Raw genomic sequence first — 12,326 nt, 5'->3', positions numbered from 1 at the left:
CCATGGCACAAAACCTCTCGTCATTTGGTAGTAGAGCCGTAAAGCTCGCCCCAGAGCCGTGCACCGCCCCGTTTCAGGGCAGCTGCCGGCTAAACGCGCGGCCATCGGCATCCACCCAACACAGCAGCAGCGGTGTCTGTCCGGCGGGCAGCAGCATCCTCCAGTAAGGGTTGGCCGCCAAACCCTCAAAAGGTTCGATGCGCAGCAGGTTGCCGTGCGTCCCGCTGACCTCAAAATGTGTCGGCAAATGCCGGGGCAGCAGTTGACCATCCACGCTCGAACGCCGCCCGGTTTCCATTGGATGGCGCAACAGACTGCGCAACTCCAGACCGCGCCCATGCGGCTCCAGCCAGGCCTGCAACGGCCCCAGGTTGCTGCCTGGCTGAGCGCTACTCGGCGACAGGCAACTGCTGCTCAACACCTCCACCGCCTGCGCCGCCAGCCATACGCGCCCGCGCCCATCACGGGCCAGCACGATCAGTTGCTGACTGCGCGGCAGGCGCACACGGGTGGACAGACGCAGCGGCGCCTCCCAGGCCTGCACGTGCAGTGTGGCGATACGCGGATCGTCTTCGCCGCTGCGCAGCAGGCTGAGCGATACCGGGGGCTGGGCATCGCGCAGGGTCAGGTCAATGGCGACAAACGCGCCATCCTCGACCCAGGTCGGCACCGCCAGGCTCAGCCCTTGTGTCTGCACCTCATGGCCCTGCAACCACTGTTCAACGCTGTTCTGCGCCTGGCCCCAGGGCTGCGCAGCCACAGGGCCGGCCAGCACCAGCAACACCAGCAGGCGCAGGGTCATGCCAGATGCCCCCAGGCATCCATGCAGATGCTCTGGTACCAGGCGTCGGCCAGTGCCGCTTCCTGAGCCCGCAACCCAGCGGGCGGCTGCAACGGGCTGAGCGTCAGGCTGCCTGGCAGCTCAACCAGGCGCTGCTCCTGAATGCCGTAATCAGCCGCAATCGACACCGCCTGGCCCGGTGCCAACGCGCTGTAACAGGTGTTGCGCCAGGCCGCACTTGGCGGCTCCTGGCCGGCCAGATCCGCCAGCAGGGCCGCGACTGCCACCTTGGCCTGAGCATTGGCGCTGTAGGCTGACTTGGGCATGGGCGCGGCGATGCAGGCATCCCCCGCCACATAGATGTCACCGGCCTCGCGTGCCTGAAAGGTGGCCGGGCGGATCGGCACCCAACCGCTGCTATCGACCAAGCCGCTGCGGGCAGCAATTTCGGCGGCTTTCTGCGGTGGAATCAGGTTGATCACCGCCGCGCGATGGCGCTGGCCAAACTCGCAGAGCAGCTCGCGCCGCCCGGCATCGGCGCGCACCACGCGGCCATCGCCGGCACGCCCAACCCACTCGATGCGCTCGCCGTAGAGCGCCTGCCAACCCTGTTGAAACAGCGCCTGCTTGGAGAAACTGTCCTTGCTGTCGAGGATCAGCACCTTGCTGCGTGGTTTGGCCTGGCTCAGATAATGGGCAATCAGGCTGGCCCGCTCATAGGGCCCCGGCGGGCAGCGATAGGGGTTGTCCGGCACGCTGATGATCACCAGGCCGCCATCGTCCATGGCCTGCAGTTGCCGGCGCAGCAGAGCGGTTTGTGCGCCAGCCTGCCAGGCATGCGGCAGACGGCTGGCAGCATTGCGGTCGTAACCTTCGATGACCTGCCAGTCCATGTCGATTCCAGGCGCCAGCAACACCCGGTCATAGCGCAGACGCTGGCCGCCCTGCAGCACCACCTGCCGGGCCTGCAGGTCAATTTCCCGCGCCCATTCGCGCACATGCAGCACCTGTTGCTGCTGCAAGGCGCGGTAATCCTGACGCAGGCTGCCCAGCTCACGCAGCCCGGCGAGCACATGGTTGCTGAAGGGGCAGGTGTGAAAGTCAGACTTCGGCTCAATCAACACCACGTCCAGCTGCCCGGCCTGACGTTTCAGGTAGCGCGCCGCCGTAGCACCGGCAAAACCACCACCGATCACCAGTACCCGCGCACGGCCGACACTGGCTTGCAGCGCCCCCGGCAACAGCCAGGGCAGCATGGCGGCCCCGGCGAGCAATTGACGACGTGTAAGGCCCTGCATAGTGGCTCCTGCTTTCGTTGATGCTGCCACGCTGCTACAGCACGGCGGAGATGACCATGCCTCTTTGGTCTTGGGGCAGCCGTGCCAAAGCATAGGCAGCGCGCAGAGCTCAAGCCTGCGCGCACCCGATTTGCCTGCTGCACAAATGCAAATGGCCGGTCTAGACCGGCCATTTGCTACAGGCTAATTACCACTCAACGCTTGCTGACCAGGTCCTTGGGCAGTTTGAAGGTCCAGAGCATGCCGCCCTGGTTGTAGTTCTTCACCCGCTTGGCCACTTCGCCGCCCCACAGTGGTACTGCACCACCCCAGCCGGAGAGCACCGAAACATACTGCTCGCCGTCCATCTCCCAGGTTACGGGCGAACCCAGCACACCGGAGCCGGTCTGGAATTCCCAGACCTTCTCGCCGGTCTTGGCGTTGAAGGCCTGCAGGAAACCTTCCGGGTTGCCGGTAAACACCAGGTTACCCTTGGTGGTCATCACCCCGCCCCACAGCGGCGCGTAGTTCTTCTGCCGCCAGACTTCCTTGCCGGTTTTCGGGTCGATGGCGCGCAGTACGCCGATGTACTCCTCGTTCAGCGGTTTGATGGTGAAGCCAGCACCGAGGTAGGCCGCGCCCTTCTTGTAGGCGATGTCCTCGTTCCAGATGTCCATACCCCACTCGTTGGACGGTACGTAGAACAACCCGGTGTCCTGGCTGTAGGCCATCGGCATCCAGTTCTTCGCACCGAGGAAGGCGGGTGCGGAGAACACGCTCTTGCCCTTTTCCTTCGCGCTTGGCGAACCAGGACGGTTGCTGTCGTCGTAGATCGGCCGACCATTCTTGTCCAGGCCTTTGGCCCAGGTGATCTTGTCAACAAACGGGAAGCCACGGATGAACTTGCCGTTGGTGCGATCGAGCACGTAGAAGAAGCCGTTACGGTCAGCGGTGGCTGCGGCCTTGATGGTCTTGCCGCCTTCCTGATAGTTGAAGGACACCAGCTCGTTGACACCGTCGAAATCCCAGCCGTCATGCGGGGTGGTCTGGAAGTGCCACTTGATGGTGCCATCGTCCGGGTTCAGCGCCAGGCGCGAAGACGAATAGAGGTTGTCGCCCGGACGCAGGTGCGAGTTCCACGGTGCCGGGTTACCGGTGCCGAACAGCAGCAGGTTGGTTTCCGCGTCGTAGTAACCGCCCAGCCACGGCGCGGCGCCACCAGTTTTCCACAGGTCGCCAGGCCAGGTCTTGCCGGCTTCGCCACCGCTGATGCCGTTCTCAATCGCCTTACCGTCCTTGTAGACGTAGCCCATGTGGCCTTCTACGGTCGGACGGCTCCACAGCAGCTCGCCGTTTTTCGGGTCGTAGGCTTCGATCTTGCCGACCACGCCGAATTCGCCACCGGACACCCCGGTGATCAGCTTGCCGTTGACCACCAGCGGTGCCGCCGTGATCGAGTAACCGGCCTTGTGGTCCGCCACGTTCTTGCGCCACACCACCTTGCCGGTGTCCTTGTGCAGAGCCACCAGCTTGGCATCCAGGGTGCCGAAGATCACCAGGTCGCCATACAGCGCCACGCCACGGTTGATAACGTCGCAGCACGGGCGAATGTCATCCGGCAGGCGCGCATCGTACTGCCACAGCTCGCGCCCAGTGCGGGCATCGACGGCAAACACCCGCGAGTAGGACGCGGTGACATACATCACGCCGTCCTTGATCAGCGGCTGCGCTTGCTGGCCACGCTGCTTCTCGCCACCAAAGGACAGCGTCCAAACCGGGCGCAGGTCCTTGATGTTGTCTGTGTTGAGTGTGGCCAGCGGGCTGTAGCGTTGGCCTTGCAGCCCCAGGCCGTTGGTGACGATCTGGTCGGTGGTGGTGGCGTCCTTGAGGATTTCCTCATCGGTCACCGCCAGGGCGGCGGCGGACGGCATCAGCATCGCCGCGCACAGCGCGGTGAGGAGGAAAGGCTGGCGAAGACCGGTGTGTTTCATTGCGGCTACCTCTGTGGGTTCATTGTTATCACCGGGAATTTTTCCCGATCTGCCACAGATTCTTGGCTGCCCAGCCTCCCCCAACAATTGAACGCAGTACCGATTTAGCTACTCCCTTGGTAGCAATACCGCCCGTTTTATCGCTGCCTGACGCACCTGCCACGCAGGCAATTTTCCCGCCCGGATGTGCACCCACACCGTACCGGCACATGGCCTGGCCGACTTAAGTGCTAGCCCAGCCCCCTGAAAAGAGCATACCCAGCCCCCGGCCCAGCCGTTAGAAAGCTACTCCCCCACGCTAAGGAGCAAGCCATATGGGCCGCACCACCCCACTCAGCCACCTGTTGTTGAGCTGCCTGCTGCTGGTAGACCTGGGCAACCTTGCCCAGGCCGAGCCCATCAAGATCGGCCTCAACTACCCACGTACCGGCAATTACAAGGATGAAGGTCTCGAGCTGCGCCGTGGTGCACTGCTGGCCGTGGACGAAATCAACCAAGCAGGTGGCGTGCTCGGCAAACCGCTGGAGCTGCTCAGCAAGAACACCAGCTCGCAGGCCGACAAGGCCGTCAGCAATGTCGATTACTTCGCCAACCAGGACGCACGCATGGTGTTTGGCGGCGCCACCAGTGAAGAGGCGATAGCCGCCGGGCAACGCGCCCGCGAGCGCGGCCTGCTGTACTTCGCCACCCTGAGCTATGCCAATGAAGTGACCGGCCTGGCCGGCCATCGCTATCTGTTCCGGGAGTCCAACAGCGCCTGGATGAGTGCACGGGTGCTCGGCGAATACCTGTCCTGGCATATGCCACGCCAGCGCTACCACTACATCATTGTCGATGACGCCTGGGGCCGCAGCATGGAAAACGCCCTGCGCCTGGCCACCAACAGCACCGACCGCGCACGCCATGGCCGTACTGCGCTACCCAGTGGTCTGGTGCGCCGTGAGCAGTACCTGGCGGCGCTCAATAAAGCGGCCCGCAGCGAGGCGGATATCCTCGTGCTGGTGCTGCTCGGCGAGAACCTGCAGCGCAGCATGCGCATGGTGCACAACATGGGCCTCAAGCAACGTACGCAGATCATCGTGCCCAACCTGACCAAGAGCGTGGTGCAGCAGGCCGGGCCGCTGGTGATGGAGGGCGTGATCGGCACCGAAGCCTGGACCTGGAACCTGCCCAGCCAGGACAACATCGCCCAGGGCCAGCAATTCGTTGAGCGCTATATCAGCGATTATCAGGAGTACCCCGGCAGCACCAGCGCCTCCGCCTACTCCATCGTCAAGCAATGGGCCGATGCCGTGCAGCGCACGCAAAGCCTGGACAGCGAACGGCTGATCAGCACCCTGGAAGACCACAGTTACCAGTTGCTCAAGGGGCAGCAGCAGTGGCGCGCCTTCGACCATCAGAACGTGCAGAGCATCTATGCGGTACGGGTACGCAAGCGTGACGACGTGATGCTCGACCCGTTCAAGCAGCACTACTTCGACATCATCCACCATATGGACGGCGACCAGGCCGCGCCGAGCCAGGATGAGTGGCAGCAGGAGCGCGGCGAGGAATTGCAGCTGCGCTAAGCCAATCATGTGTTGCCAGGGACAACCCGTAGGGTGCGCTGCGCGCACCGGGATTCAACGTCTGCGCGGACATACCCCCAATTAGACGAGTAATGACTTGTGCGCACGGCGCACCCTACGAAGCAAGAGCACCTCACGTCTGTGTCGATAAATACAGACGTACCACACTCGTGGTATAGAGCCACCGCATCTGGGTATCGCAGTTTTTCTTAGCGATCCACCCGCTGCATCGCGGCCTGCTCATAACGCGGGTAGAGATGACTGACGCTGCGGATCAGCTCATAACGGCTGAGGTTTACGCCGGCAAAGCGTTCCGGGATGGCGGTGCGGATCAGTTCATTCATTTCCGCGCCCTGCTCGGCACCGCTGCGCATGACGCCGTCCAGCCAGCCGAGGTAATCACGCATCTGGGCAAAGGGCGCAGCATCGCTGGCCAGCGGGCCATGGCCGGGCACGATCTGCTTCCAGGGCAGGTGCTGCAGCTGGTCGAGATCCGCCAGCCAGGTGGCCAGGCTCGGTGTGCCGGGTGTGGTCAGGGCACGTTGATAAAACACCAGATCACCGGCAAACAGCACGCCGCTCTGCACATCGAGAATCGCCAGATCAGCCCCGGTGTGGCCGCTCAGGGCCAGCAGTTGCAGCGTCCGCCCGCCTACCTCAAGCATTCCCGGCTCAAGGCTCTCAGTGGGCAGCAGCACTTCGGTGCCGCGCATCCAGTCGCCCACCAGGCGGTACATGTTCTCCGCCATGGTATCGCCCTGCTCTACCAGCAACGCGGTGGTGCCGGGCAAGGCGGCAATCGGCACATCGCTGAAGGCCTGATTGCCCAGCACATGGTCGGGATGATGATGGGTCAGCATGACCTTGAGCAGCGGCTTGTCAGTGACGCGGGCAATCGCTTGGCGCATCACCTCGCCGTAACGCCGCGACGGCCCGCTGTCGATCACCACAACGCCTTTATCGGTGACGATAAACCCGGTGTTGACGATATTGCCGCCATTGGCCTGGGAGAAGTTGTCCGTGCTGCCTTCAAACAGCCACACGCCATCGGCAATCTGCCGGGGCTGTAGGTCGTAGGCGAGCGGATTGGCGTGCACGCAGGCGCTGGCCAGCGCCGCCAGTATGAGTATCCAGCGCATAAGCACCTCGCGATAAGACGGGCAGCGCCGTGCTGGGCTGCCCAGGGCAGAACCGCCATTTAGGGCGCGAGGCGGACCTCGCTGATCTGCACCAGCGGCTGGCTGTCGGTAAAGTTCGGCAGATCGCCCATGATCCGTGCCGCGTGCGGGGCAAAGCTCTGCTCGAACACCGCCACGCTGTCGAAATACAGATGCCCCATGGCGATATAGGGCGCGGCCTCACCGGGCGTGGCGCTGGCCAGGCCAGCGTCCACGGCAATGCCTTGGCACGCGCTGCCCAGGCATTCGCGCACGATCGCCATATGCTGCTCGCAGTAATAGGTCATGTCGAAACGCACACCGGGAGTATTGGGGTACAGCACGCTGACTTTGATCATGGCAGGTCCTTGTGGCTTTCAGAGTTCGGCTTTGAATTCATTGCCGTTGTTGTCACGCAACCATAGCTCGGTCTCGACGTTGCCCTTTACATCGAGGCTGATGGTCGGGTTTTCGCTGACGGCGGGAAACAGTTCGAGGCTGGCCAGGGTGTTGCCGCTGCGATCACGCAACTGCGCCTGGTTGAGAAAAAATTCCGGAATACCGCCGACCAGGCCGTTGTCCATCGGGTGGGCCACCTGCACGCGAAGGCGGTTGGCATCAGCCAGGACAAAGCGCTTGCCGAGCACTTCACCCAGATGCTCCTCCCAACCGGCCTGGGCGCGCACCACACTGGGGGCTGTGCAGCCGCCACCGGCAGCATCGATTTGCGTCGAACCGACATGCCAGAGCCCGTCACGGGTCAGTACCGCCACCCGCAGCGGCGTGGCCTGCTCGACCCGAATGCGGATGGCCAGCCGTGGCAGCACCTGCTCACCCGGCTGGAAATCGAAGATCTGTGGAATCGGATTGAGTTCGGCCCAGGCCAGCATGCGCACCACCTGACCGTCGAAGGCACTGGCGTCGATCTGAATCGGCACCTGCCGCGCGTCCTCGGCAAACGGCGGCGCGCTGAGCTTGACCCGCTCATCGAAAACAAAGGCTTCGCCGCCCAGCAGACGCTCGTGGTAGTAGTCCCACATCACCGATGTGACCGGGTCGCGCTGGCTGCCCCAGCTGTCCCAGGGCACGGCAAACAGCGCCAGCAGTAGAAATGAACGCCAATCCAGTTCCATCCCACACCTCCCGGTGCCGTTGACCTGCAGCCCTACTCAACCTCCTGGTACAACCCCGGCAACTCATAACGCAGACCGTAGTGGCCATAGATACGCTTGAGCTCCCCGGCGAGAATCAGCTCTTCGAGCTTTTCTTCCAGGGCATAGGCCAATTGCCGATTGCTTTCATGCACCGCCATGCCGATGTCCCAGACCTGCTTGCCCATGTCCGGGTAAGCGTTCTCGGCCAGCGCCAGTTGCTCGTCAGCCGCCAGTTTGAGCTGCCAGTCGACCTCGCCGCGCAGCGCCATCACCGCATCCACTTCACCGGCTTTCATCGCCGCGAACGCTTGCTGAACATTGCTGTAGTGATGGGTCTGCTGGCTGAGCATGCCGTCTTTCACCGATGACAGATAAAAGGACGGCACGCTTTCCACCTCGACACCAATGGGGTGGCGCTGAAACACCGCCACACTGGGCACCGCGTCCAGCCGGCGGCGGTCGAATGCCACCTGCCAGCGCTCACGCTGATACGGGCCGAACATCACCACCAGTTCGTTGACCAGCTCGCCGAACTCGTTGCTCTTGTAGGAAAACTCGCGGTCATAAGGAACGCGCAGCATCACATCGGCCAGTTCGTGCGGACGCAGGTAATGCCCGCGCCAGATGTAATCACGCAGGTCATCATCGAGCTTCTCGCCCGGCGGTGCCCAGATCACTTCAAGCCTGAGCCCCAGACCTGCGGCCAAAGCCTCGGCGACCTCATAGTCGACGCCACGGGATTTCCCGTCCTGCTGAAAGCTGTAAGGCGCGAAATCCTGATACAGCGCCACCTTGAGCACACCGGACTCGACAATCGAGTCATAGCTGCGCACCTGCGCCTGCAGCGGCGTACAGACCGCCAGCAGTGCAGAACACCACAGCCCCAGCCACACCAGTCGCCGAGCCATGCCGATTACTCCTCGATGGCCACGCTCTCCAGGTAACTGCGCACGGCCCACAGCGCTTCCTGGCTGAGGTAGTCGGCCATTTTCGGCATATACACCCGACCATCACGCACGGCGCCATTGATCACCCGCTCCTTGAACCACTCATCGCCGCTGATGCCGGCTTCGAGCAGGCGCAGGTCCGGGGCAATGCCACCGGATTTGGCTTCCAGGCCATGGCACGCCGCGCAGTTCTGGTTGTAGGCCGAAGAGCCAATTTCGATGGCGCGCGGGTTGCCCCGGTAGGGGTTCTCATCACGCCATTCTTCGCCCAGCGGCTCCAGACCGTCGGTCTTCACCGCCTGGGGCACCACATCACCATGCGCCCAGAGGTTGGCCGAGAAGGCCAACAGCAGCAGAGCAAAACCGGTGTTCTTTTTAATTGTCATGTTCAAGGCCTCATCGAATGCACGCACACAGCTCGTACGGAGCTTGCTTGCGAGCATCTTAGAAACAGCGCCGCGCCCGCCGAATGCTGCTTTGGTGGCCCGCGACTAGTCCCTTGGTAGTAGGGCTTGCGACCCCATGACAGGTGGCTTTGGCAGCAAGGCTAAGTCATGTCCAGTTTGGGCATTCTTCCCGGCGCAGGCGGGAGTTTTTCCGTTTCGGCGCAATCCCCGTGGTTCCACTATCGGCTCGCCAGGTCGCCAACAGCACAGGACCTGCAACCTTCACCACCACGATGGGAAACCACAACCATGACAACAAGATCGTTACCCAGCATGCCGCGCCCCGTGGCACTTGCCGTCCACAGCCTGCTGCTGGCCGGTGGCCTGGCCTTGAGTGGCAGCGCCCTGGCCAAGAATGTCACCTGGGACGACATCGCCAACGACCACACCACCACCAACAACGTGCTGCAGTACGGCATGGGCACCAACGCCCAACGCTGGAGCCCGCTGGCCCAGGTCAACGACCAGAACGTGTTCAAACTGACGCCCGCCTGGTCCTTCTCCTTCGGTGACGAAAAGCAGCGCGGCCAGGAGTCCCAGGCCATCGTCCATGACGGCGTGATCTACGTGACCGGCTCCTACTCGCGGGTATTCGCCCTCGACGCGAAAACCGGCAAACGCCTGTGGACCTACAACCACCGCCTGCCGGACAACATTCGTCCGTGCTGCGACGTGGTCAACCGCGGCGCTGCCATCTACGGCGACAAGATCTACTTCGGCACCCTCGACGCCCGCGTCGTCGCGCTGAACAAAGACACCGGCAAAGTGGTGTGGAACAAGAAGTTCGGTGACCACGCCGTTGGCTACACCATGACCGGCGCGCCAACCCTGGTGAAAGACCAGAAGAGCGGCAAGACCCTGCTGATCCACGGCAGCTCCGGTGACGAATTCGGCGTAGTCGGCAAGCTGTTTGCCCGCGACCCGGACACCGGTGAAGAAGTCTGGATGCGTCCGTTCGTCGAAGGCCACATGGGCCGCCTGAACGGCAAAGACAGCACCCCGACTGGCGACGTGAAAGCACCGAGCTGGCCGGATGATCCCAACCACCCGACCGGCAAGAAAGCGGCCTGGAGTCAGGGCGGTGGTGCACCGTGGCAGAGCGCCAGCTTCGACGCGGAAACCAACACCATCATCATCGGTGCCGGCAACCCGGCCCCGTGGAACGGCTGGGCACGCACCAGCGAAGGTGGCAATCCGAAGGACTACGACAGCCTCTACACCTCTGGCCAGGTTGGCGTAGACCCGACCACCGGTGAAGTGAAGTGGTTCTACCAGCACACCCCGAACGATGCCTGGGACTTCTCCGGCAACAACGAACTGGTGCTGTTCGACTACAAGGACAAGGCCGGTAAAACCGTCAAGGCTACCGCCCACGCCGACCGCAACGGTTTCTTCTATGTAGTCGACCGCGCCAACGGCAAGCTGCAAAACGCCTTCCCCTTCGTCGACAAGATCACCTGGGCCAGCCATATCGACCTGAAAACCGGTCGCCCGGTGGAAAACGAAGGTCAACGCCCACCAAAACCGGAGCCGGGTGAAGCCAAAGGCAAATCGGTAGAAGTGTCGCCGCCTTTCCTCGGTGGCAAAAACTGGAACCCGATGGCCTACAGCCAGGACACCGGCCTGTTCTACGTGCCGGCCAACCACTGGAAAGAGGACTACTGGGCCGAGGAAGCCAACTACAAGGCGGGCTCCGCTTACCTGGGCATGGGCTTCCGCATCAAACGCCTGTTCGAAGACCACGTCGGCATACTGCGGGCAATGAACCCGACCACCGGCAAGGTCGTCTGGGAGCACAAGGAAAAACTGCCACTGTGGGCCGGCGTACTGGCCACCAAGGGCAATCTGGTGTTCACCGGCACTGGCGACGGCTACTTCAAGGCCTTCGACGCGAAGAACGGCAAGGAGCTGTGGAAGTTCCAGACCGGCACCGGAATCATCTCCCCGCCCATCACCTGGGAACAGGATGGCGAGCAGTACATCGGCGTAACCACCGGTTACGGCGGAGCAGTACCGCTGTGGGGCGGCGACATGGCCGAGCTGACCAAACCGGTCGCGCAAGGCGGCTCGTTCTGGGTATTCAAGCTGCCAAGCTGGGATAACAAGACCGCACAACGCTGATCGCAACTCGCATGACGCACCCCAGGGTGCGTCATGCGCACGCGCTTCCAAGCAACCACCTGCGTTGCCCCGTGGTGCGCACGGCGCACCCTACCCGAGGACTCGCCATGAATTACCTGCCTCTGCTTCTGCCCATCGTACTGCTGGTGCTGGGTACCGAACTGGTCAATGCCGATGAGGTGCTCACCGTCAACGGCTGCCGCATCGAAGCCGACAGCCAATGCCCCAAAGCCAACCTGCAAGGTGCCAACCTGAGCAACCAGGACATGCGCCGTATGAACCTGGAAGGTGCCGACCTGCGTGGTGCCGATTTACGCCATAGCCGCCTGGATCTGGCCAACCTGGAAAAAGCACAACTGCAAGGTGCCGACCTGACCCGTGCCAGCCTGCAACAAAGTCAGCTGCGCCTGGCCGACTTCAGCAACAGCACCCTGGTAGCCATCAACGGCTGGGCCATGTATGCCCAGGCGGCAAAATTCAACGCAGCCGATATGCGCGCTGCCAACCTGGAATTCGCCCGCCTGTCTGCCGCCAAACTGCACAATGCCAACCTGCAAGCGGCCAATCTGGAAATGACCTGGCTAAGCAAGGCTGACCTCAAGGGCGCCAACCTCAAGGACGCCAACCTGCAAGAGGTCAAACTCTCAGGCTCCAACCTCGCCGACGCCGACCTAAGCGGCACGCGCACCCACTACGGCAACTTCCAGGGCGCCAATATGGAAGGCTGCACCGCCTGCCCCGATGGCTGGGAATAACCTCACGCTAACGCCCCTCCTACACCCCCCCTTCCTCTGTAGGAGCGGGCCATGCCCGCGAACCTCTACACAGCACAAAGCCGTAGCCCGGCTGCACTCCGAGGAGTTCAGCCGGGCTACCTATTCTTT

Annotated in this window: 11 protein-coding genes; 3 read left to right on the top strand and 8 right to left on the bottom strand. The window is 62.7% G+C overall.

Going from position 1 to position 12,326, the window contains the following annotated elements; genetic code table 11:
* Nucleotides 1-73 precede the first annotated feature (73 nt).
* From BLO50_RS11750 to BLO50_RS11740, 3 genes are all read right to left on the bottom strand, one after another.
* Entirely contained in the window at nt 74-802 is a 729-nt protein-coding gene (locus BLO50_RS11750; RefSeq protein WP_090252827.1) for a thiosulfate oxidation carrier protein SoxY, read from the bottom strand.
* Entirely contained in the window at nt 799-2,079 is a 1,281-nt protein-coding gene (locus BLO50_RS11745) for an NAD(P)/FAD-dependent oxidoreductase (protein WP_090252826.1), read from the bottom strand. Before BLO50_RS11745 ends, BLO50_RS11750 begins: the two co-directional genes overlap by 4 nt.
* Before the next feature lie 194 nt (nt 2,080-2,273).
* Nucleotides 2,274-4,049, bottom strand: a complete 1,776-nt coding sequence (locus BLO50_RS11740) for a methanol/ethanol family PQQ-dependent dehydrogenase (protein WP_090252823.1) — start codon at nt 4,047-4,049, stop codon at nt 2,274-2,276.
* A 314-nt stretch (nt 4,050-4,363) separates the two neighbouring features.
* Between BLO50_RS11740 and BLO50_RS11735 the strand changes: the two genes are divergently transcribed.
* Nucleotides 4,364-5,617 (top strand): ABC transporter substrate-binding protein, encoded by a 1,254-nt coding sequence (locus tag BLO50_RS11735; protein WP_090252820.1) that lies wholly within the window; start codon nt 4,364-4,366, stop codon nt 5,615-5,617.
* Between the two features lie 209 nt (nt 5,618-5,826).
* Here the strand turns inward: BLO50_RS11735 and BLO50_RS11730 are convergent, their stop codons facing one another.
* The 5 genes from BLO50_RS11730 to pedF are packed head-to-tail and all read right to left on the bottom strand — an operon-like array spanning nt 5,827 to nt 9,261.
* A complete protein-coding gene (locus BLO50_RS11730; protein ID WP_090252817.1) occupies nt 5,827-6,756 on the bottom strand; it encodes a quinoprotein relay system zinc metallohydrolase 1 in 930 nt (309 codons plus the stop codon).
* A 59-nt stretch (nt 6,757-6,815) separates the two neighbouring features.
* On the bottom strand, nt 6,816-7,133 hold the full coding sequence (locus BLO50_RS11725) for an EthD family reductase (protein WP_090252814.1): 318 nt from the start codon (nt 7,131-7,133) through the stop codon (nt 6,816-6,818).
* An 18-nt stretch (nt 7,134-7,151) separates the two neighbouring features.
* Nucleotides 7,152-7,901 (bottom strand): quinoprotein dehydrogenase-associated SoxYZ-like carrier, encoded by a 750-nt coding sequence (locus tag BLO50_RS11720; protein ID WP_090254090.1) that lies wholly within the window; start codon nt 7,899-7,901, stop codon nt 7,152-7,154.
* Between the two features lie 38 nt (nt 7,902-7,939).
* The gene (locus BLO50_RS11715; RefSeq protein WP_090252812.1) at nt 7,940-8,836 is read right to left on the bottom strand and encodes a substrate-binding periplasmic protein; all 897 of its coding nucleotides are present in this window, start codon (nt 8,834-8,836) and stop codon (nt 7,940-7,942) included.
* Nucleotides 8,837-8,841: 5 nt separating this feature from the next.
* The gene (pedF, locus tag BLO50_RS11710; protein WP_090254087.1) at nt 8,842-9,261 is read right to left on the bottom strand and encodes a cytochrome c-550 PedF; all 420 of its coding nucleotides are present in this window, start codon (nt 9,259-9,261) and stop codon (nt 8,842-8,844) included.
* A gap of 309 nt (nt 9,262-9,570) precedes the next feature.
* On the opposite strand from pedF, the gene exaA reads away from it, so the two are divergent.
* Nucleotides 9,571-11,442, top strand: coding sequence for a quinoprotein ethanol dehydrogenase (gene exaA / locus BLO50_RS11705; RefSeq protein WP_090252809.1), 1,872 nt, complete (start codon nt 9,571-9,573; stop codon nt 11,440-11,442).
* Nucleotides 11,443-11,549: 107 nt separating this feature from the next.
* Nucleotides 11,550-12,197 (top strand): pentapeptide repeat-containing protein, encoded by a 648-nt coding sequence (locus BLO50_RS11700; RefSeq protein WP_090252807.1) that lies wholly within the window; start codon nt 11,550-11,552, stop codon nt 12,195-12,197.
* The last annotated feature ends 129 nt before the right edge of the window (nt 12,198-12,326 follow it).

It is taken from the genome of Pseudomonas peli (assembly GCF_900099645.1).
GTDB lineage: Bacteria > Pseudomonadota > Gammaproteobacteria > Pseudomonadales > Pseudomonadaceae > Aquipseudomonas > Aquipseudomonas peli.
Note: the sequence above shows the minus strand (reverse complement) of the source record. Positions and strands in the feature narration are given on the sequence as shown.

Bases quoted from the DNA above. Each gene is read 5' to 3' on its own strand.
- BLO50_RS11750 (WP_090252827.1), bottom strand. From the start codon at position 802: ATGACCCTGCGCCTGCTGGTGTTGCTGGTGCTGGCCGGCCCTGTGGCT.
- BLO50_RS11745 (WP_090252826.1), bottom strand. From the start codon at position 2,079: ATGCAGGGCCTTACACGTCGTCAATTGCTCGCCGGGGCCGCCATGCTG.
- BLO50_RS11740 (WP_090252823.1), bottom strand. From the start codon at position 4,049: ATGAAACACACCGGTCTTCGCCAGCCTTTCCTCCTCACCGCGCTGTGC.
- BLO50_RS11735 (WP_090252820.1), top strand. From the start codon at position 4,364: ATGGGCCGCACCACCCCACTCAGCCACCTGTTGTTGAGCTGCCTGCTG.
- BLO50_RS11730 (WP_090252817.1), bottom strand. From the start codon at position 6,756: ATGCGCTGGATACTCATACTGGCGGCGCTGGCCAGCGCCTGCGTGCAC.
- BLO50_RS11725 (WP_090252814.1), bottom strand. From the start codon at position 7,133: ATGATCAAAGTCAGCGTGCTGTACCCCAATACTCCCGGTGTGCGTTTC.
- BLO50_RS11715 (WP_090252812.1), bottom strand. From the start codon at position 8,836: ATGGCTCGGCGACTGGTGTGGCTGGGGCTGTGGTGTTCTGCACTGCTG.
- pedF (WP_090254087.1), bottom strand. From the start codon at position 9,261: ATGACAATTAAAAAGAACACCGGTTTTGCTCTGCTGCTGTTGGCCTTC.
- exaA (WP_090252809.1), top strand. From the start codon at position 9,571: ATGACAACAAGATCGTTACCCAGCATGCCGCGCCCCGTGGCACTTGCC.
- BLO50_RS11700 (WP_090252807.1), top strand. From the start codon at position 11,550: ATGAATTACCTGCCTCTGCTTCTGCCCATCGTACTGCTGGTGCTGGGT.